Source organism: Actinophytocola sp., from assembly GCF_036555685.1.
Classification (GTDB): Bacteria; Actinomycetota; Actinomycetes; order Mycobacteriales; family Pseudonocardiaceae; genus Actinophytocola.
The window spans coordinates 12,173-32,682 of record NZ_DATBKY010000051.1; the positions used below are offsets into that span (position 1 = coordinate 12,173).

General features: G+C 73.6%; 18 protein-coding genes. 6 read left to right on the top strand and 12 right to left on the bottom strand.

Annotated elements, in window-relative coordinates; genetic code table 11:
* Positions 1-27: 27 nt before the first annotated feature.
* The gene (locus VH969_RS05750; protein ID WP_331971483.1) at positions 28-1,281 is read left to right on the top strand and encodes an RNA polymerase sigma factor; all 1,254 of its coding nucleotides are present in this window, start codon (positions 28-30) and stop codon (positions 1,279-1,281) included.
* Here VH969_RS05750 and VH969_RS05755 read toward each other — a convergent pair.
* The 6 genes from VH969_RS05755 to VH969_RS05780 form a co-directional block, all read right to left on the bottom strand.
* Entirely contained in the window at positions 1,233-2,603 is a 1,371-nt protein-coding gene (locus VH969_RS05755) for a sigma-70 family RNA polymerase sigma factor (protein WP_331971486.1), read from the bottom strand. The genes VH969_RS05750 and VH969_RS05755 overlap by 49 nt on opposite strands.
* 114 nt (positions 2,604-2,717) lie before the next feature.
* A complete protein-coding gene (locus tag VH969_RS05760; protein WP_331971489.1) occupies positions 2,718-3,407 on the bottom strand; it encodes a FadR/GntR family transcriptional regulator in 690 nt (229 codons plus the stop codon).
* A 291-nt stretch (positions 3,408-3,698) separates the two neighbouring features.
* Positions 3,699-4,568 (bottom strand): alpha/beta fold hydrolase, encoded by an 870-nt coding sequence (locus VH969_RS05765; RefSeq protein WP_331971492.1) that lies wholly within the window; start codon positions 4,566-4,568, stop codon positions 3,699-3,701.
* Positions 4,568-4,876: a DUF202 domain-containing protein gene (locus tag VH969_RS05770; RefSeq protein WP_331971495.1), complete on the bottom strand. Its 309-nt coding sequence runs from the start codon at positions 4,874-4,876 to the stop codon at positions 4,568-4,570. Before VH969_RS05770 ends, VH969_RS05765 begins: the two co-directional genes overlap by 1 nt.
* On the bottom strand, positions 4,873-5,235 hold the full coding sequence (locus VH969_RS05775) for a YidH family protein (protein ID WP_331971499.1): 363 nt from the start codon (positions 5,233-5,235) through the stop codon (positions 4,873-4,875). Before VH969_RS05775 ends, VH969_RS05770 begins: the two co-directional genes overlap by 4 nt.
* Positions 5,232-6,092 (bottom strand): SMP-30/gluconolactonase/LRE family protein, encoded by an 861-nt coding sequence (locus VH969_RS05780; protein WP_331971502.1) that lies wholly within the window; start codon positions 6,090-6,092, stop codon positions 5,232-5,234. The genes VH969_RS05775 and VH969_RS05780 overlap by 4 nt, the downstream gene beginning before the upstream one ends.
* A gap of 111 nt (positions 6,093-6,203) precedes the next feature.
* On the opposite strand from VH969_RS05780, the gene VH969_RS05785 reads away from it, so the two are divergent.
* Positions 6,204-7,853, top strand: a complete 1,650-nt coding sequence (locus VH969_RS05785; RefSeq protein WP_331971505.1) for an AfsR/SARP family transcriptional regulator — start codon at positions 6,204-6,206, stop codon at positions 7,851-7,853.
* A 90-nt stretch (positions 7,854-7,943) separates the two neighbouring features.
* Here the strand turns inward: VH969_RS05785 and VH969_RS05790 are convergent, their stop codons facing one another.
* Together VH969_RS05790 and VH969_RS05795 are read right to left on the bottom strand one after the other, a co-directional pair.
* The gene (locus tag VH969_RS05790) at positions 7,944-8,609 is read right to left on the bottom strand and encodes a TetR family transcriptional regulator (RefSeq protein WP_331971508.1); all 666 of its coding nucleotides are present in this window, start codon (positions 8,607-8,609) and stop codon (positions 7,944-7,946) included.
* Positions 8,606-8,983 carry a winged helix-turn-helix transcriptional regulator gene (locus VH969_RS05795; RefSeq protein WP_331971511.1) on the bottom strand — a complete coding sequence of 126 codons (378 nt, stop codon included), beginning with the start codon at positions 8,981-8,983 and terminating at the stop codon, positions 8,606-8,608. Before VH969_RS05795 ends, VH969_RS05790 begins: the two co-directional genes overlap by 4 nt.
* 92 nt (positions 8,984-9,075) lie before the next feature.
* Here VH969_RS05795 and VH969_RS05800 point away from each other — a divergent pair, with 92 nt between their 5' ends.
* From VH969_RS05800 to VH969_RS05810, 3 genes are all read left to right on the top strand, one after another.
* Complete coding sequence (locus tag VH969_RS05800; RefSeq protein ID WP_331971565.1) at positions 9,076-10,020, top strand: NADP-dependent oxidoreductase; 945 nt, start codon at positions 9,076-9,078, stop codon at positions 10,018-10,020.
* 16 nt (positions 10,021-10,036) lie between these two features.
* Entirely contained in the window at positions 10,037-11,032 is a 996-nt protein-coding gene (locus tag VH969_RS05805; protein ID WP_331971514.1) for a LacI family DNA-binding transcriptional regulator, read from the top strand.
* A 120-nt stretch (positions 11,033-11,152) separates the two neighbouring features.
* Positions 11,153-13,354: a pectate lyase-like domain-containing protein gene (locus VH969_RS05810; protein ID WP_331971517.1), complete on the top strand. Its 2,202-nt coding sequence runs from the start codon at positions 11,153-11,155 to the stop codon at positions 13,352-13,354.
* 52 nt (positions 13,355-13,406) lie between these two features.
* Here VH969_RS05810 and VH969_RS05815 read toward each other — a convergent pair whose 3' ends face one another.
* Genes VH969_RS05815 through VH969_RS05825 form a run of 3 tightly spaced genes read right to left on the bottom strand, consistent with a single transcriptional unit; the run spans position 13,407 to position 16,659 of the window.
* A complete protein-coding gene (locus tag VH969_RS05815; protein ID WP_331971520.1) occupies positions 13,407-13,955 on the bottom strand; it encodes a sugar O-acetyltransferase in 549 nt (182 codons plus the stop codon).
* A 20-nt stretch (positions 13,956-13,975) separates the two neighbouring features.
* On the bottom strand, positions 13,976-16,393 hold the full coding sequence (locus VH969_RS05820; RefSeq protein WP_331971523.1) for a glycoside hydrolase family 3 C-terminal domain-containing protein: 2,418 nt from the start codon (positions 16,391-16,393) through the stop codon (positions 13,976-13,978).
* Positions 16,327-16,659, bottom strand: coding sequence for a hypothetical protein (locus VH969_RS05825; RefSeq protein WP_331971526.1), 333 nt, complete (start codon positions 16,657-16,659; stop codon positions 16,327-16,329). Before VH969_RS05825 ends, VH969_RS05820 begins: the two co-directional genes overlap by 67 nt.
* A 93-nt stretch (positions 16,660-16,752) precedes the next feature.
* On the opposite strand from VH969_RS05825, the gene VH969_RS05830 reads away from it, so the two are divergent.
* On the top strand, positions 16,753-17,508 hold the full coding sequence (locus VH969_RS05830) for a nucleotidyltransferase domain-containing protein (RefSeq protein WP_331971529.1): 756 nt from the start codon (positions 16,753-16,755) through the stop codon (positions 17,506-17,508).
* A gap of 2 nt (positions 17,509-17,510) precedes the next feature.
* On the opposite strand, the gene VH969_RS05835 is transcribed toward VH969_RS05830, so the two are convergent.
* Entirely contained in the window at positions 17,511-20,348 is a 2,838-nt protein-coding gene (locus tag VH969_RS05835) for a discoidin domain-containing protein (RefSeq protein WP_331971532.1), read from the bottom strand.
* Positions 20,349-20,510 lie beyond the last annotated feature (162 nt).

The following is a 20,510-nucleotide window of genomic DNA, read 5'->3' on the forward strand; positions in this document are numbered from 1 at the left end:
CGTGAGCGGGAGCTTCGCGGAGCGAACATGAGCACGGTGCCCGAGGGCTTGCTGCGCGACCTCGCGCCGCAGGTCCTCGGCGCGCTCGTGCGGCGCTTCGGCGACTTCGACGCCGCCGAGGACGCGGTCCAGGAGGCCCTGCTCGACGCCGCCCTGCAGTGGCCGAGGGAGGGGCTGCCGGACAACCCGCGCGGCTGGCTGATCCGGGTCGCGCACCGCCGGATGACCGACCACCTGCGCAGCGAGATCGCGCGGCGGCGCCGGGAGGAGAGCGAGGGCACCCGGATCCCGCGCGAGGCGTTCCTCGCGCCGGCCGCGGACGCGCCGCGCGGGCCGGCGTCCGACGACACGCTGACCCTGCTGTTCCTGTGCTGCCACCCCGCGCTCTCGCCGGGCGCGCAGGTCCCGCTCACGCTGCGCGCCGTCGGCGGCCTCACCACCGCGGAGATCGCCCGCGCGTACCTGGTCCCCGAGGCCACGATGACCAAGCGGATCACCCGGGCGAAGCAGCGGATCAAGGCGTCCGGCATCGGGTTCCGCACGCCGCCGGCGGCCGAGCTCGCCGGCCGGCTCGCCAGCGTCCTGCAGGTGCTGTACCTGATCTTCAACGAGGGTTACGCGAGCACCGCCGGGCCGGAGCTGCAGCGCGTCGACCTGACCACCGAGGCCATCCGGCTGACCCGGGCCGTGCGGCGGCTGCGGCCCGGCGACACCGAGGTGGCCGGCCTGCTCGCGCTGATGCTGCTGACCGACGCGCGCCGCCCGGCCCGCACGGCGCCGGACGGCTCGCTCGTGCCGATGGCCGAGCAGGACCGCACCCGGTGGGACCGGGCGTCGATCGAGGAGGGGGTGGCGCTGGTCAGCGAGGCGCTGGCGGGCACCGAGCGGTTCGGGCCCTACCAGTTGCAGGCCGCGATCGCCGCCGTGCACGACGAGGCGGCCGGCGACGAGGAGACCGACTGGCGGCAGATCCTCGGGCTGTACGGGCTGCTGCGCGCGGTCGCGGACGGCCCGGTGGTCATGCTCAACCAGGCCGTGGCCGAGGCGAAGGTGCACGGCCCGGCCGCCGGGCTCGCGCTGCTGGACCGCGCGGCCGCCGACCCGCGGCTGGCCGGCAACCACCGTGTCGACGCGGTGCGCGCGCACCTGCTGGAGGAGTCGGGCGACGCCGCGGCCGCGCGGGCGAGCTACCTGACCGCCGCGCAGCGCACCACGAGCCTGCCGGAGCGGCGCTACCTCCTCGCCCGCGCGGAGCGGGTGGGCGCCGCCCGTCCGTCCTGAACGGACTCACCCCTCGACTTCTCGGCCTTCTCGGGTTTCCGCTGCCCTTCGGGTGCCGCCCGGTCGCTCGCGGTCTCGGCGGCCGGGACAGCGGACGGCGCCCGCGGCCGCGCCCCGGCGTCCGCTTTGGCCGCCTTCCCAGTGGCTTTCTGCCCGGTCTTCCACTCGGCTCTGGACACGGACTTGGACCCGGACTTGGACACAGACTTCGACACAGATTTGGACACGGATGGCGATCCGGGCCTCGGCGCGGCGACCGGTTCCGCAGCCGAGTCAGCAGCCGGCTCAGCTGCCGGCTCGGTCACCTGGCCGGACCGGTCCGCCGATGCGGTGGCGGGTGGTGCGGGGACGCTCGACGGCACCGCCGTCCTCGCCGGGACAGGTACCGGCGCCCGCACGGCCGCGACCGGCTGCCGGTCGTCGAAGCCGGGCGACATGACCGCGGACGAGGTCACCGACGCGGCGGTGGCCGTGACCGCGAACGCGGCGGCCACCTGGACCAGCGTCGTCTTGAGCGCGAGCATCCCGGAAGCCGTCGTCGTGGCCGCCTCGGACGCCACGGCCAGCGGCGCGCCCAGCATGATCGGCCCGAGCAGGGCACCCAGCTCGCTGTTGGCCCGGGAGACCGCCGCGGCACGGGCGCGGCAGTCGCCGCACACCTTCAGGTGCTTGCCGATCTTGCGGGACAAGGGAAGCGAGACGCCGTGCCGCACGTACCCGGCGAGCTTGTCCACTGTCAGGCGGCACTCGCGGCGCGGCTGCTCGGGCAGCAGCTGCTTGCGCAGGTACGCCTGGCGCAGCCCCTCCCGCGCCCGGTACGCGAGCGCGGCGACGCCGTTGGGCCGCATGCCGAGCAGCGGCGCCAACTTCGCGGGTGGCTCGTCCTCCACCTCGGTGTGCCACAGGACGGCCTGCCACCGCTCGGGCAGGCTCGCGAACGCGGCCGCGGCTACCGAGGCGAGCCAGCGGTCGATCACGGGGTCGGCGGCGCTCCCCGACGGCGTCACGTCCGGCACCTCCGCGTAGAGCGACACGGGTGCGCCGCGGCTCAATGCGTTGATCGCGGTGTTCCGCAGCGTCACGAGCAGGTACGGCCGGAACTCCTCGTCCGGGCCACGCCCCTCGCGCAGCATCCGCAGTACCCGGGTGAACGCCTCCGCCACGAGATCCTCGCGCTCGGCGGGCGTACTCGCCAGGCACGCCGCCGCGCGCTTGGCCGCCACCAGATGTCGTTGGTACAGCACGCCGAACGCGGCCGCGTCCCCGGCGCGCACCGCCGCGATCAACTGGGCGTCGGGTACCTGCTCATGAGCCTCGGTCACCAGGTTCCTCTCGTGCCGGCGCGCGCAGGCGCGCATCACGTTGCTGGCACTTCCCTGGTAGCGCCGCTCCCGTTGAAGATGAACGAGCGACGGCCGAGGACGATACGCCCGCGCTCAACGCCAGTCGACGACCTCCTGCATGAGGCCGGGGTGGCGCCGCTTCGCCTGCGCCACATAGTCCTCCATGTGCTCGCGCATCAGCCGCTCGGCGAGATCGGCGTCGCCGGCCGAGATGGCGCGGGCGATCTCGCCGTGCGTGCCGAGCACCTCGCGGCGGCGGACCTTCGGGTACAGCGACTCGGCTACCCGGTCGCGCACGACGTCCGCCAGTGACTGCCCGAAGAGGCTCATGATGCGGTTGCCGGACATGCTCGCGACGAGCTGGTGGAAGCCCGTCGCATGGAGCAGGTAGTCCTCGTCCGCGCGGGCGAGGGTCTCGTACCGGGCCAGCTCGGCGAGCAGCTCCGGTTCGCCCAGCTCGGCGGCACGCCGGGCCAGCACCGGCTCCATGGTCAACCGCGCCTCGATGAGCTCGCGGAAGGTGACCCCGTCCATCTGGAAGAACAACGATGCCATGCGCCCGAAGTTGCGCGTGTGGACCTGATCCACCGTCGGCCCGCCCCGCGGCCCCGGCTTGATCGAGATCAGCCCGTGCACCTCCAGGATGCGCAACGCCTCACGTAACGAGCCCCGCCCGACCCGGTACTCCTCCAGCATCTTCGCCTCTGGGGGCAGCTGCGTGCCGGGAGTGAGGCCTTCGGCCCCGATCCGGCGAACGATGTCTCGGGCGATCGCCTCCGACACCTTGTCCCCACGTCTGACAGGTCGCTGCGGCGTCGCCGCGCTTCCCGCGCCTATAGCTGCCACCAGGTCATGTTAGCGATGGGTGATCGCGGCTTCACCCTAGGCGTCCGTTATTCAACGGCATCCGAATGTGTACGTCCACTTCGGACTCACGGACGGTGAACACGTTTGCCGGCACATGATCCGTTCGGCCCAATCCGTTCGACGGGTCGCACTACAGCGCCCGTGGTCGCCGCCGTCTGCCCGGCGCCGGTACGGCCAACTGTGCCGGCCGGAAAGCACCCGGCAGGCCTAGTGACCCGCGCCGGGACACCAGCGTGACAGGAAGCCCGCTATCGCCTGCCACGTCTGCGCCGGGGACTCCTCCGGGGCGAAGTGGCCGGCGCCCGGGACGCGCGCGTGGGTGACATCGGTGAGGCCGGCCGCGCGGAAGCCCGTCAGGTACGGCTCCATGTCGCCGCGTTCGTGCTCGCCGCGCAGGTACAGCAGCGGGGTCGCGAGTGGACCGACGGTGGCGGCGTTCTCCTCGGCGTCGCGGGGAAACGCGCGGTACCAGGAGAAGCCGGCCGTCAGCGCGGCCCGGCTCGCGTACGCGGCCGCGTGAGCGGAGCGGGCCTCATCGGTGATCGTGGCCGGGTCGGCGGCCAGGACGTCGTAGAAGTGGTCGAAGTACTCGCGCTCGTGGCCGGCCACCAGCGTCTCCGGCAGGTTTTCTACCGCGTGGAACGCGAAGTGCCAGATGTAGGGGTTCGCGACCACCCGCGCCCACGGTTCGAGGCCCGGGATCACCACATCCATGATCACCGCGCGGGCGAGGTCGGGGTACGCGCGCAGGTACGCGTAGGCGATCATGCCGCCGACGTCGTGGCCGACGAGCGTCACGCCGGACAGGTCGAGCTCGCCGGCGAGCCGGTGCACGACCTGCGCGAGCGCGCGCTTCGTGCCGTCGGGCGGCGCGCCCGTCGAGCCGCCGACGCCGGGCAGGTCAACGGCGATCGCGCGAACGTCGGCCGCCGCGTGGGTCATGACCGCGCGCCAGGACAGCCAGCACTGCGGCCAGCCATGGAGGAACAGCACGGGCGCGGCGGCGGGATCGCCGGCCTCGACGACGTGCAGGTCGGCCGAATCGAGCGTGACCTGTCGATGCCTGAAGGAGTCCACTACAGCACGATAAGCAACAGCCCGAGTGTCCCGACCAGACACACCGCGAGCGTGACCAGCAGCGCCGGCATCGCCTGGTCCACCGGCCGGCGCTCGCGCACCGCCCGGGCGGCGCGGCGGTAGCGGTCGTGCGACCAGCCGAGCACGCCGAACGCCAGCACCGCGACGGCGATCGCGGCCACCACGGCCCACGGCGTGTCCCGGACCATCGCCAGGCGGCCGGCGAGCAGCGCGCAGCCGGCGAGGCCGAGCCCGGTGCGCACCCACGACAGCGAGGTGCGCTCGTTCTGGACCCCGGACGAGGTCACAGGTTCGCCACCACCACGAGCACGAACAGCGCGAGCGCGACCGCCGCCACGCCGTAGGACAGCCACGGCGCCACGGCCGGCGCCGGGAGCGCACGCCGCTCGCGCATCGCCTGCTCGCTGCGCAGCCACCGGCGGAAGGCCATCGCGCTCGTCCCGATGCCGGCCAGCACCAGCAACGCGGCCAGCACCTGGCGCACCCCGGGGATCGCGAGGTCCGGCGCGAACGCCTCCAGCCCGATCCCCGCCGCCACGAGCGCGAGCGCGGTGCGGATCCACGCCAGGAAAGTCCGCTCGTTCGCGAAGCTGAACCTGGGGTCCGGGTCCTCGCCGCTGTCCCGGAGCCGCGCGGTCCACCTCACCCGGCCCACTCCCCCGGCGCCTGCCCCGACACCTGCGCGTCGAGGGCGAACAGCGAGCCGGCGTGCGGCTGCCGGTCGAGCTCGTCGGCGGACAACCCCGTCCGCGCCGACGTCAGGTACAAAGTGGACAGATCGGTACCGCCGAAGGCGCAGCTCGTGATCCGCTGGGCCGGCAGCTCGACCGTGTCGACGAGCCGGCCGTCCGGCATGTACCGGCGCACCGCCCAGCCGTCCCACAGCGCCACCCACAGGTTGCCCTCGACGTCCACGGTCAGCCCGTCCGGCCACCCGCGCTCGACGTCGAAAAGGCGTCGCCGCCGGGAGATCGTGCCCGTCTCCGGGTCGTGGTCGAACGCGTCCACGCCGCCGGTCGGGGTGTCCGTGTAGTACATCGTCCGCCCGTCCGGCGACCAGCCGAGCCCGTTGGACACCGACACGTCCGTCAGCATCTCGTGCAGCGAGCCGTCCGGGTCGAGCCGGTAGAACGCGCCGGCGCGCCCCTTGCCCTCGTGCATCGTCCCGGCCCAGAACCGGCCCCACGGGTCGGCCTTGCCGTCGTTGAACCGGCCGCCCGGCGGGTCGGTCGACACCTCGTGCAGCCGGGTCAGCCCGGAGCCGTCCTCGGCGCACGTCGAGATCCCCGACGCGGTCGCCAGCACCAGCCCGCCGTCGCGGCGCACGGCCACCGCGCCGACGGGCTCGCCCGCCTCGAAGGAGGTGTCCTCGCTCGACTCGGGGTCGAACCGGTGCACCAGCCCCGGCTCGATGTCGACCCAGCGCAGCGCGGCGGCGCGCGGATCCCACAGCGGTCCCTCACCAAGGCGCGCCCCCGCCGCGAGCACCACGTCCACGATCACCTGCCGAACCTAGGCCGCCGGGTGGGCACGGATCAACGACACGCAGGATGACCGGTCGATCACGTTCGGGTCTGTTAGGGAGTTGTTAGCGCTTTCGCCCAGGCTTGGACCATGGAGACGTTCGAGGGCATCCGGTATCGCCTCCTCGGCCCGGTGGAGCTGTACCACGAGGGAGAGGCCGTCGACCTCTCGTCGACCAAGGTGCGGCTGATGCTCACGGCGCTTGCCCTCGCGCCGAACACCGTCGTGTCGTTCGAGGCGCTCGGCCGGGTGCTGTGGGAGCGCGGGGCGCCGCCGTCGGCCCGCTCCAACGTGCGCACCTACGCGACGACCCTGCGCCGCGTGCTGGACCGCGACTCGCGCAACCGCCTGGTCTCCCGCGGCGGCGGCTACCTGCTCTCGACCGACCCGGACGAGCTCGACGTCCAGGTGTTCCACCGGCTCGCCGAGATCGGCCGCCGGGCGCTCGCCGACGGGGAGCCGGCGAGCGCCCGTACCCACCTGCGCCAGGCGCTCGCGTTGTGGCGCGGCCATCCCGCCGAGGGCCTGCCGCCGCGCCGCGCCCTCGCCGGCCAGCTGGACGCGCTCGCCGAGCAGCGGCTGCTCGTCGAGGAGGACCTGCTGGAGGCCGAGCTGGCGGTCGGCGCGACGGCCGAGCTCGTCGGCTCCGCGCGCATGCTCGTCACCGAGCACCCGCTGCGGGAGCGGGGCTGGGCCGCGCTGATGCTCGCGCTGTACCGCGGCGGGGACGTCGCCGCCGCGCTCGAGGCGTTCGCCGAGGCCCGCCACCGGCTCGTCGAGGGGCTCGGGCTGGAGCCCGGGCCCCGGCTCCAGCAGCTCCACCAGGCCATGCTCAACCGCGACCCGGCCCTGCTGGAGCGGCCCGCCGTGAGCACGGCCGCGACCGTCGGTACCCGCTGCGAGCTGCCCCGCCAGGTGACCCTGGTGAGCCGTGCCGAGGAGGTGCGCACGGTCGTCGCCGCGCTGTGCAGCCCGGACGCCGAGGGCGCGCGCGTCGTCGTCGTGCACGGGCCGCCCGGTGCCGGCAAGTCCGCGGTGGCGCTGCGGGCCGCCCACCAGGCGGCGTGGTGCTACCCGGACGGCCAGCGCTACGTCGACCTCAACCACACGGCGGTCGACGGCGCGCACTGGCGCTCGGCGCTGGCCGGCCGCCGCGAGCTGGTGGTCGTCGACCACTGCTCGTCGGCCGCGCAGCTGCGCCCGTTGCTCGTCGCCGAGCCGGGCTGCGGCTTCCTGGTCACCGCCGACACGCCGCTCGCCGCCGTCGACGCCACCTGCCGGGTCGCCGTCGGGCGGCTGTCCACGCCGGCCGCCGTGGCGATGCTCGGCCGGCTCGTCGGCCGGGCGCGGATCACGCCGGAGTGGGCGGCCGCGGATGTCGTCGCGCGCTGCGACCACCTGCCGCTCGCGATCCGCGCGGCCGCGGCCGTGCTGATCGCCGACCCCCGGCTGAGCCTCGCGGGGCTCGCCGCGCGGCTGTCGGCCGGGGCCGTGCTGGACGAGCTGGCGGTCGACGACCTGGACCCGCGCGCCCGGCTCCTGGCCCGCTACCGCGAGATGTCCACTGTGGACCACGTGGCCGCGGCCGCGTTCCAGTACCTCGGCACCGAGGGCGTCGTGGCGGGCGAGCTCTCGCCCGCGGTCGTCCGCCGGCTCGCCGACCACGGATTGCTCGAGGACGGGCACCTCGCGCCGTTGACCCACCGGGTCGCGGTGGAGCTGGGGACCATGCCCGCCTGAGACCCCGCCCGGACTCGCGATGAGTACAAGTCATCGGCGGGCCATCCCGCCGAGCGATGTCATCATCGGGGAAGCGAGTCCGGGCGGGCTTTACGTCGCCGCGCGGGCGGCGAGCCCGACGAGCTGGTTGACCAGGCCCTCGGTCAGCCCCTCGGTGAACAGGCCGGCGCCGCATGGGAGGTCGAGCTCGGCGCACGCGGCGCGGACGGTGTCGGTCGGCGTGGCGTGCGGGGCGAGGCCGGCCACGATGACGACGACCGCGCCCGCGAAGTGCGTCGCCGCCGCGTCGTCGAGCACCGGGACGGCCGTGCGGACCATGGCGGCGAACCGGCCGGTGTTGACGGTGAAGCGGCGCTTGAAGTCGCGCGCCACGTCGAGGGAGATGTTGCGCTCCAGCACCGCGGCCATCGCGCTCCACAGATCGCACAGCAGCGGCTCGGCGATCAGCGAGCGTGCGACCTCGGTGGCCACCCGGGTCTCCCGTGCGTAGCGGGCCTTGGCGCGCCCGGGGTCGAGCTCGAGCCGGTCGAGCCATGCCGTCCACGTCCGGTCGAGCACCTCGAGGAAGATCGCCTCTCGGCTGTCGAAGTAGCGCAGCACGTTGGACTTCGCGAGCCCGACGCGGCAGGCGAGGTCGCGCAGCGAGACGTCCGCGACGCGCCGCTCCCGCAGCAGCTCCGCCGCGGCGGCCAGGATCGCCGCGCGGCGGGCGGCGACCTGTTCCGGCCTTCTGGCGCGCTGGAAGGTGGTGCTCATGCCGGTGCGACCCCGGCCCGGGCGGCGTACTCGGCGCGGGCCCGCTCGACGTGCGCGATGTTGTCCTCCGACCAGCGGCGGATCGCCGACAGCGGCTCCGACACGCTGCGGCCGAGTTCGGTCAGCTCGTAGTCCACCCGCAGCGGCACGACCGGGTACACGGTGCGCGTGACGAGGCCGTCGCGCTCGAGCTCGCGCAGCGTCTGGGTGAGCATCTTCTGGCTCACGCCGTCCAGCCGGCGGCGCAGCTCGCCGAACCGGCGCGGGCCGCCCTCCAGCGCGCCGATCGCGAGCGCGGTCCACTTGTTCGCGAGCAGATCGAGCACCCCGCGGCACGGGCAGTTGCGTAGGTACACGTCGCGGGTGGTTTCCATCAGGTACCTATAGCACGCGGCAGTGCCTGATTGCAAAGAGTAACCAACAGCGGAAGAGTGGTGCGCGAGCGACGAAAGGATCATCGATGGACATGCTCGCTATCACCCAGGACGGCTTCGGCGGCGCTGAGCTGCTCGCCCCGGCGAAGGTGCGGCGGCCGGAGCCGGTGCCGACCGAGGTGCTGGTGCGGGTGCACGCGACCTCGGTCAACCCGGTCGACTGGAAGACCCGCGCGGGCTCCGGCGTGGCCGGGATGCTCGGCGACGGGCCGGTGACCGTCGGCTGGGACGTCTCGGGCGTGGTCGAGGAGACCGGCCCGGGCGTCACCCGGTTCGCGCCCGGCGACGAGGTGTTCGGCATGCCCCGCTTCCCGTACCCGGCCCGCGCGTACGCCGAGTACGTCACCACGCCGACGCGCCAGATCGCGCGCAAGCCGGCCGGTCTCGACCACACGCACGCCGCGGCCCTGCCGCTCGCCGGGCTGACCGCGTGGCAGGCGCTTGTGGACACCGCCGACGTGCAAGCGGGACAACGGGTTCTGGTGCACGCGGCCGCGGGCGGGGTCGGCCACCTCGCGGTGCAGATCGCGAAGGCCCGCGGCGCGCACGTCATCGGCACGGCGAGCGCGGCCAAGCACGACTTCGTCCGCGAGCTCGGCGCGGACGAGGTGCTCGACTACCGCACCGTGGACTTCGCGACCGCGGTGTCCGGTGTGGACGTCGTGCTGGACTCGATCGGCGGCGACCACGTCACCCGCTCGGTCGCGGTGCTCGCGCCGGGCGGGACGGTCGTGTCCATCCGGGGCGGTGGGTCCGACTCGGCACACGAGGCCGCGGCCGCCGCGGGCGTACGGATCGTGGCGATGATGGTCGAGCCGGACCACACCGGACTCGAGCGGCTCGGCGCGCTCGTCGAGGCGGGCAGGCTGCGCGTCGAGGTCGACCGGGTCCTGCCGCTCGCCGAGGCCGCGGAGGCACACCGGCTGGGTGAGACGGGCCGGACTCGCGGCAAGATCGTGCTGACCGTGCAGGGCTGAACGTATCCTGACCCACGTGCGCGTCACGATCGCGGAAGTAGCCCGGCGGGCCCGGGTCAGCAAGACCACGGTCTCGCGCGTCCTCAACAACAAGGGCGACGTGGACGCGAGCACCGCGATCCGCGTCCGCGAGGTAATCGCGGCCACCGGCTACACGCCGAGCGCGCGGGCGGTCGGCCTGGCGCGCGGGCGCACGCAGACCGTCGGCATGCTCGTGCCGGGACTGACGTGGCCGTGGATGGGCGACGTGCTGCAGGGCGTCGCGGACGTGCTCGAGGCGCGCGGGTACGGCTTGCTGCTGAACACGATGAATCGCGGCGCGGACTCGCTCACGCAGTTCGCGCGGCACGTGTCGGCCAACGCGTTCGACGGGCTGCTGCTGGTCGAACCGCCGGACACGCTGTCCTACATCACGTCGCTGCACGAGGGCGGCCTGCCGGTCGTGATGATCGACGACCGGGGGCACCACCCCGGCTTCCCGTCGGTGGCGACCAGCAACCGCGACGGCGCCGCCGACGCCGCCGCACACCTGCTCGCCACCGGCCGGCGCCGGTTCGCGATGGTCACCGGCCCGGGCGAGTTCGGCTGCACCCGCGACCGGTCGGCGGGCCTGCGCGACCGGCTGGCCGAGGCCGGCGTCGAGCTGGACCCGCGCCTGGTCGTCGAGGGCGATTTCACCCGCGGCGGCGGCCAGGCGGCGGTGGCGGAGCTGCTCGCGGGCCCGGCGTTCGACGCGGTGTTCGCACACAACGACCTCATGGCGGTCGGCGTGCTGGACGGCCTGAGCGCCGCCGGCCGCACGGTGCCCGACGACGTGGCGGTGGTCGGCTTCGACGACATCTCCATCGCCGCGCACACCCGCCCCGCGCTGACCACGGTGCGCCAGCCCTCGAGGGAGATGGGCGAGGCGGCGGCGGCCATGCTGCTGGACAACCTCAACGGCACCGAGCTTCCCGCGGAACCACACGTCGTGCCGACGTCGCTGGTCATCCGCGACTCCGCGCCCGCCTGAGCCACTCGCTCCTTGACGGCCGCGCAGCGCCGGTTGTTAAATGCATCACATCATTCGGAACCGGTTCCGGTACCGGTTTCCGCCTGGCTGGATCGATCCACCCTGCCCTGTGAGGATCACATGAGACCACCCAGATCCACCATCCTGCTCGCGGTCGCGGCCACCGCGCTCGCGAGCGTGGCCGTCCTGGCCGCGCAGCCGCGGGCACATGCCGCCGCCTGCGGGACCACCGACATCGCCCAGGGCCGGCCGGCCACCGCGTCGTCCACCGAGAACGCCGGCACGCCCGCGAGCGCCGCGGTCGACGCCAACACCGGCACCCGCTGGTCCAGTGCGTTCGCCGACCCGCAGTGGCTCCGGGTCGACCTCGGCAGCTCGCAGCCCGTCTGCCGCATCGGCCTGAACTGGGAGGCCGCGTACGGCCGCGCGTTCCAGCTCCAGGTCTCCGACAACGGGACGAGCTGGACCACGGTCTACTCGACCACCACCGGCACCGGCGGCAACCAGTCGATCGACGTCACCGGCACCGGCCGCTACGTGCGGATGAACGGCACCGCGCGCGCCACGCAGTACGGCTACTCGCTGTGGGAGCTGCAGGTGTTCACCACCGACGGCGGCACGGGCGTGCCCGGCACCGACCCGTTCCACCCGAACCTCGGACCCAACACGTTCGTCTACGACCCGTCGACGCCGGCGAGCACCATCCAGAGCCGGCTGAACTCGATCGCGGCGCAGATGAAGACCAACCAGTTCGGCACCGAGCGCTACGCCGTGCTGTTCAAGCCCGGCACCTACAACGCCGACGTGAACCTGCGCTTCTACACCCAGGTCGCGGGCCTGGGCCTCTCGCCGGACGACGTGAACCTCAACGGCCACGTGCGCGTCGAGGCGGACTGGCTGCAGCAGGGCGACAACCCGAACAACCTCGGCAACGCCACGCAGAACTTCTGGCGCTCCGCGGAGAACCTGTCCGTGACGCTCCCCAGTGGACAGATCGAGCGCTGGGCGGTGTCGCAGGCGGCGCCCTACCGGCGGATGCACCTGCGCGGCCAGGTCCAGCTGTGGAACGGCGGCGACGGGTGGGCGTCCGGCGGGCTGATCGCCGACTCGCGCATCGACGGCGTCGTGGAGTCCGGCTCGCAGCAGCAGTTCTTCACCCGCAACAGCGAGCTGCGCGGCGGCTGGTCGGGCTCGGTGTGGAACATGGTGTTCACCGGCAGCACGGGCACGCCGCCGCAGCACTTCCCGAACCCCTCGCACACGGTCGTCGCGCAGACGCCGAAGATCCGCGAGAAGCCGTTCCTCTACATCACGCCGGCCGGCGAGTACCGGGTGTTCGTCCCGGCGCTGCGGCAGAACGTGTCCGGCACGTCGTGGGGCGCGGGCGCGCCGCAGGGCACGTCGGTGTCGCTCGCGGACTTCTACGTCGTGCAGACCGGCACCCCGGCCGCGACGATCAACGCCGCGCTGGCGCAGGGCAGGCATCTGCTGTTCACGCCCGGCGTGCACCACCTCGACCAGCCGCTGCGGGTGACCAACCCGAACACGATCGTGCTCGGCCTCGGGCTCGCCACGCTCACGCCGGACACCGGCCAGCCGGCCATCCTCGTGTCCGATGTGGACGGTGTGAAGCTGGCCGGGCTGCTGGTCGACGCCGGTGCCCAGAACTCGCCGGTGCTCGTGGAGATCGGCCCGGCCGGCTCGTCGGCGAACCACTCGGCGAACCCGACCTCGCTGCACGACGTGTTCTTCCGGGTCGGCGGCGCGCACGTCGGCAAGGCCACGGTCTCCTTGCGGGTCAACAGCAACGACGTCGTCGGTGACCACATGTGGCTCTGGCGCGGCGACCACGGCACCGGCGTCGGCTGGACGGCGAACACCGCGCAGAACGGCATGGTCGTCAACGGCGCGAACGTGACGATGTACGGCCTGTTCGTCGAGCACTACCAGCAGTACAACGTGATCTGGAACGGCAACGGCGGCCGCACGTACTTCTACCAGAACGAGATGCCCTACGACCCGCCGAACCAGGCCGCGTGGGGCAGCTCCGGCGGCGGTACGCAGGGCTGGGCGTCCTACAAGGTCGCCGACGCGGTGACGAGCCACGAGGCGTGGGGCGTCGGCGTGTACTGCTTCTTCAACGCGAACCAGTCCGTAGTGGCCAGTCGCGGGTTCGAGGTGCCCAACCGGTCCGGGGTGCGCTTCCACGACCTGGTCACGGTCTCACTGGGCGGCGTGGGCACGATCAACCACGTCATCAACGACACGGGAGAGGTGGCGAACCTGCCGCACCAGGTGAGCTACGTGGTCAACTTCCCGTAGTCGGCCCGGTGGGAACGAGGGGCGCCGCGGTCCTGCCCGCGGCGCCCCTTTCTCAGACGTGCTTGACGACACGAGCGGGGTTGCCGACCGCGACCACGTTGGGCGGCAGGTCCGCCGGGACGACCGCCCCCGCGCCGACGACCGTGTTCTCGCCGATCGTCACCCCGGGGCAGACGATCACGCCGCCGCCCAGCCACACGTTGTCGCCGATCGTGATCGGCTCGCCGCCCTCCCACCGCGCCCGCCGCGTCTCGGGGTCGATCGGATGCGTCGCCGTGAGCAGCTGGACGTTGGGTCCCATCTGGACGTCCGCGCCGATGGTGATCTTCGCGACGTCGAGGAACACCGCGCCGTTGTTGACGAACGTGCGTGGGCCGATGCGGGTCTGGTAGCCGTACTCGATGCGGAACGGCGGCCGGACGCTGACGCCCTCGCCCACCTCGTCCACCAGTTCGGCGAGGAGTGCGGCGTGCCGGGCACGGTCGATGGTCGCGTTGAACCGCGCCAGGATCCGCTCGCACCGGGCGTAGTCCTCGGCGAGGTCCGGGTCGTCGGCGATGTAGAGCTCGCCCGCGAGCATGCGTTCCTTCTGGATTCCCACGGTCTCCCCCTTGTCAGATGTCAGACGGCGATCGTGGCCGTCAGTGGCAGCTCGGCCGCGGAGCGGCCGGCGTGCACGGTGATCGTGCCGGGCTCGAGCGTCCAGCCCTGCGCCGACCAGCGCTGCACCAGCCGCACCGGCACGTCCACGACCGCGTCCACCACGTCCCCGGCCGGGGCGGTGACCGCGGCGAAGCCGGCGAGCCACCGGGTGGGGTAGCCGCCCGGACCGGATGGGCGGGATAGGTACACCTGCACGACCTCGCGGCCCGGGCGCGAACCCGTGTTGCGCAGCCGGATCCGTACCGAGCAGGCGTGGCCGTCCAGTTCGGACACCGAGATGTCCTCATACGACCAGGTCGTGTAGCCGAGGCCGTGGCCGAACCAGTATGCCGGCTCGGCGCCGGACGCGAGCCAGGCGCGGTAGCCGATGTCCAGGCCCTCGGCGTACTCCAGCACGCCGCCGGCCGGCCGCGTGTCGAGGACCGGCACGTCCGCGGTCGCGGCCGGCCACGTGGTCGGCAGCCGCCCGCCGGGCTCGGCCGCGCCGAACAGCACGTCGGCGAGACCGTGGCCGGCCTGCTCGCCGGGGAACCAGCTCAGCAGCACCGCCGGCACCTCGTCGCGCCACGGCAGCAGCACCGGCCCGCCGGAGTTCACGATCACCACGGTGTTCGGGTTCGCCCCGGCGACGGCGCGGACCAGCTCGTCCTGCCCGCCCGGCAGGGCGAGCGTGGTCCGGTCGAAGCCCTCGCTCTCGATCTCGTCGGTCGTGCCGACCACCACGACCGCCACGTCCGCGGACGCGGCCAGCTCGACCGCGGTCTCCAGCTCCTCGACCGCCCGCCGCCGCGGCGGGTCGGCGGCCAGCAGCGTCGCCACGCCGGTGCCGGCCACCAGCTCCCGGCGGGCCACCAGATGCACGTCCTCGCCCTCGGTCAGCGCCAGCATGCCGGACCGGTACGACGGCGAGAGGTGCACGGTCGCCGGGTCTTCCGTGTCGACGGCGATGTCCTCGTCGACGAGCTGCCGCCCGTCCGCGGTCAGCGACACCGGGCCCCACCCGCCGACGGTCAGCCGCCACTCGCCGCTCACGCCCGGCCGCAGCAGCGCCTGGATCTCGACGGTCCGCGCGCCGCTCGCGTGTGCCGGTTCGATGATGCGGCCGGACAGCCGGCGTTCGGCGTGCAGCTCGGTGCCCTCGGCGTCGAGCACCCGCACCAGGACGCCGGGCTCGCCGGAGCGCGGGTCGCGGGCGGTGGCCGGGTCGAGCGGGGTCGGCAGGTCGGCCGGGTAGGCGCCGACCGCGTGCACGACGTCCGCGGCGCCCGCGAGCGCGGCGCGGATCCCGTCCAGCGGCGAGACCGGCGCGACCGGGTACACGCCCGCGCTGCCGCCGCCCTGGATCCGCGCGGTGCCGGCGTTCCAGCCGAGCACCGCGACGCGGCGCAGCGATGCCGGGTCGAGCGGCAGCACGCCGGTGTTGCGCACCAGCACCGCGCTCGCCGCCACGGCCTCGCGCAGCAGCCCGCCGCCGTCCACAGTAGAGGCGGTGGAGCCCGTCGCGGGCGCGGCCGCCGGCGAGCCGAGCGCTCCCACCTCGGCGGCCAGGCGCAGCAGCCGCAGCACCTTGTCGTCGACGGCGGACTCGGCGACGGCTCCGGTTCGCACGGCTGCCACGAGCGCGTCACCCCACGCGCCGCGGGGGCCGGGCATCACGAGGTCCTGCGCGGCCCGGGCGGACTCCACGGTCCGGCGTACCGCGCCCCAGTCCGACACCACGGGCCCGGCGAAGCCCCACTCGTCCTTCAGCGGTGCGGACAGCAGCGGGCTCTCCGACATCGGCACGCCGTTCACCCCGTTGTAGGCCGACATCACCACCCGCACGCCCGCGTGCACGGCGGCCTCGAACGGCACCAGGTACAGCTCGCGCAGCGCCCTGCCGGACATCCGCGCGTCGAGCGTCATCCGCTCGGTCTCCGAGTCGTTGGCCACGTAGTGCTTCGCGGTCGCCGCCACCCCGCCGGCCTGCACGCCGCGGACGTAGGCCGCGCCCGTCCACGCGGTCAGCCACGGATCCTCGCTGTAGCACTCGAAATGCCGGCCGGCGACCGGCGAGCGGTGCAGGTTCAGCGTCGGCGCGAGCAGGACGTCCACGCCCTTGCGCCCGGCCTCCGCGGCGAGCAGCCGGCCGAGCCGCTCGACGAGCGGCGGCGACCACGTGGCGGCGAGCGCGGTCGGTGACGGCAGCACGAGCGAGGTGTCCCGCTCGTCCCAGTGCTCGCCGCGCACGCCGACCGGGCCGTCGGACATGACGATCGAGCGCAGGCCGATCGCGGGTTCGGCGGGCAGCCGCCACGGGGTGGCGCCGGTCAGCAGCCGGACCTTCTGCTCGAGGGACAGCTTGCCGACCAGCCGCCGCAGCTCGTCGATACCCAACGACGCCCCTCTCGGGTCATGGCCGGCCGGGCCGGCCGGCGCGTGTCCGCGCCGTGCTCGAGCAGTACCTCGACCGGCAGCGTGGCCGCGCCGACCGCCACCGCGTCCGGCCCGAGCTGGCACAGCTCGATCGAGGTCTGCTCGTAAGCATGCCGCAGCGCGTGGGCCGAGGTGGCCCGGCGGATCTCCGGCAGCAGCCGGGTACCCAGCGTGAGCCCGGCCCACCCGCCGAGCACGATCCGCTCCGCGCTGTGGTACCGCGACACGATCCGCCGCGTGCGCGGTCACTGACTCGCGTCCCGGCAGTGGCGCGGTCGCGGGACCGGGACGCTAACCGCGCGCGCGGTTAGGGTGCGGTAGTGGCTGAGTTCGTCGACGGCATCGCGGATCGGCTCGCCGGTCTGCCCGGCGTGTCGGCGGTGTCGCTCGGCGGTTCGCGCGCGCGGGGCACCCACCGGCCGGACAGCGACTGGGACCTCGCCGTCTACTACCGCGGCGCGTTCGACCCGCAGGACCTGCGCGACTGCCAGGTGAGCGCCGGCTGGGACGGCGAGATCTTCGAGCTCGGCGCGTGGGGTGGCGGCGTGTTCAACAGCGGCGCGTGGCTGCGGATCGAGGGCCACCGCGTCGACGTGCACTACCGCGACCTCGACGTGGTCGAGCACGAGCTCGCCGAGGCGGAGGCGGGCCGGTTCCGCATCGAGCCGCTGCCGTTCCACCTCGCCGGCATCCCGTCCTACCTGGTGGTCGCCGAGCTCGCGCTGAACCGGGTGCTGCGCGGCGAGCTGCCCCGGCCCGGGTACCCGGCCGCCCTGCGCGCCGAGGCGCCGAGGGTGTGGTGGCGCGCGGCGGAGCAGGTGTTCACCTACGCGCGCACCGGGCACGCCGAGCACGGCCGGCGGGCGCAGGCCATCGGGCTGGCCGTCCAGGCGGCGACCCAGTCCGCGCACGCCGTGCTGGCCGCGCGCGGCGAGTGGGTGACCAACGAGAAGGACCTGGTGACGCGGGCCGGGCTCGGCGACCTCGACAGGGTCGTCACCGAGCCCGACCCGCAGACCGCGGTGGAGAAGGCGCACGCCATGTGCGCCGACGCCGTCCGCGAGGCGCGGGCGTAGCCCTACGAACCGATCGACACCCGGTCGAGGTCCGGCGCGGAGTCCTCGTCGTTGCCGATCGTGATCGTGTTCTCGCCCGCCGCCAGCGTGACCCGGACCGGCGTCGTGTACGGCTTGTTGTTGCCGACCCCGCTGACCGGCACCTCGACCGACGGGCCGTCGCCCACGGTCACGAAGTACGACCGGTCGCCGTTCACCGTGTAGTCCAGGTAAAGCGTGTACTCCCCCGCCGCCGGCACGCGCACGCCGCCGAACACCACGCGCGCGTCCGCGCCGCCGCCGAGGTTGCGCACCTTCTGCCCACCCGAACAGGCCGAGCAGCTCGTGATGCCGGCGCTGCCGATCTGGTTGCGGGAGTCCTCGGCCTCGCGCATGAACACGCGGTCGGCCGGCCGCAGCCGGATGCCCAGCTTCTTCGTGACCGTCTTCGCGCGGCCAAGGACCTGGAACGACGCGGTGACCGGGATGTCCACACCGGACACGTCCGAGCCGGCCGGTGATGTGATCGTCCACGTCCCGGACAGCGTCTGGCCGAGCCGCAGGCTCGCCGCGGTCGCCGGGTCGCCGGTCACCGTCCAGCCGGCCGGCACCGCCGGCGCCAGCCGGACCTGGTCGAGCGCGTCGTCGACGTCGAGCCGCACGCTCGCGGACACCCGCATGGACTGCTGCCCGCCGCCGACCCACTGCAGGCCGGACGGCTCGACCTGCATCGTCGTGGTCGGCGTGTACGACTCGGGCGGCAGCGGGGCGACCGCGATCCGGTCCAGCGCCGGCTCGCCCGACACCGTGACGGTGTTCGCGCCGGCCCGCAGCGCGACCGCGACCGCCGTGCTCGCCGGGACGCCCGCGGCGCCGGCCGGAGCCGCGACGTGCACGGGGATTCCGTTCACCCGCACCGCGAGCGAGCCCGTGCCGGTGGCGTCGAGCTGCAGCCGGTAGGTGCCGTCCGCGGCGACCCGCACGTCGCGGTAGGCCACCGTGCCGCTGCCGGTGGCGGCCTGCCCGCCGGAGCACGCCGGGCAGCGCACCGGATGCGTGCCGCCGGACAGCCGCGCGTGCTCGGCCTCCAGTGGCAGCGAGCCGGCCGAGACCGGGTAGCCGTGCGCGACCTCGAGCTCGTCGATGCGCAGCTGGTTCGCGAAGTTCGGCGCCTGCGTGCCGGCCCACGTGTCGAGCACGTCGAGCCGGACGTAGCGGGCGCGCTGCTCGCCGAGGTCGATCGGCCGCACGCCACGGGCGCTGGGCAGCGCGCCGGCGCGGACCTCGTGCCAGCTGGTGGCGTCGTCGCTGACCGAGACGCGGAAGTCCTTGATGCGGGCGGAGTCCTCGGGCCGGCCGAACGACTCGCGCGCGTAGGTCGGCGACCACTCCCGCTGGTGCACGGCGAGGTAGCTCACGTCCCGGCGCCGGCCGAGGTCGAGCGTCACCGACACGGGCAGCGTGGCGTCGCTGTCCCAGTAGGTCTGGTAGTCGCCGTCGACGAGGTCGTCCGCCGGGTGGCCGTCGCGCGCGGCCGACGCGGTGGCGCGCAGGCCGCCGTAGTAGCCGGGCCGGCCCGCCGTCGCCACCCGGAACACGGTGTCGTACTCGTCCCAGCTCTCGACGTCCATGATGGACAGGTAGCCGCCGGACTGGTGGAACCGCATCCGCTCGCCGGTGCGCAGATCGGTCACGCTCGTCACCCGGTACCCGTTGTCCCGCAGGCGAACCAGGTCGGTGCGCGGTCGGGTGACGACGTGCACGTACTGGGTGGCACCGCGGATCGTTACCACGCCGTGCGCGCCGTCGTTCCAGAAGCCGGGCTGCATACCGCCGTACATGTAGCCGCCGCCTTCGGTTCCCTTCAGCGACTCCTCGATCGGCGGTACCCACTGCGCCATGAAGTCGTTGAACGCCTCCTGCGCGGGCGGGAAGCGGCCGTCGACCATGGCGGTCTCGGCCATCAGCGACTTCATCGACGAGCCGGCGTTGGTGACGTAGCGGCCGGTGGAGAGGCGGTAGTCGACCTCGTGGTCCTCGCCGTCGTACCACCAGTCGCCGGTGGTCGGCAGCTTGTAGTCGGCCTCGGTCAGCCGGGGCATCGGCGTGAACGCGGCCTGCGGGTAGTCGTAGGCCGGGGTCATGCCGGTCTTCTGCTCGTTGCTGACCGTGTCCATGATCGGGGTGTCCTCGTTGTTGTTGCTGAGCAGCCAGTCCGGGCGCCGTTCCCGGATCTGCTCGTAGAGGTCGTGGTCCTCCCAGTAGGCGTTGTCGTTGTCGATCCAGAAGCCGCCGAGATCCGGATAGCGGTCCATGACCTCGAAGAACAGGTCGTAGCTGTACCGCCCGAAGCCGTCGCGCGTGGTGAGGTCGACGTCCTGGCCCTTGTAGGCCGAGTAGGCCGCGGAGTCGAGGGTCTCGACGCCCGACTCGCCGTGCCACTGGGGATCGTCGGTCATGTAGAGGAGCACGCGCACACCCTTGGCCTGGCCGGCGCGGACGAGCTCGCCGAGGAAGTCGCGCTCGGTGCGGCAGCTGCCCGGGATGGCGGACGGCCACGGGCGCGCGTAACCGAGGCGGCTGTGGAAGGTGGCGAGGACGATGTAGGACGCGCCGAGCTTGCGGGCCTCGTCGACCCAGTAGTCGGCGGACCAGCCGCCGGCCGTGACGTCGTGTTCCCATTGCGCGCAGTCGGTGTGCGCGGGGGCGGTGAACATGCCCCAGTGCAGGAACAGCCCGGCGGTGGACTGGCGCAGCCATTCCTGGCGAGGATGCTGGACCTCGGCGACGGCGGCCGGGGCCGTGGTGAGCCCGGCGACGAGCGCCAGGACTGTCGCGACACAGGCGGAGCGCACGCGCATGCCGGTCGCCTCCGTTCGACATGGCAGGGACGAAGACATCCGATGATTGCCCGCTCGAGGGCGCTCGTCAAGACTTGACGGATCAGTTCCTTGGGGCGTGGAGGACTATCCATCGGATGACTGGTGGGTCCGTTCGACGCGCACGCGCCGACCTCCACGCAT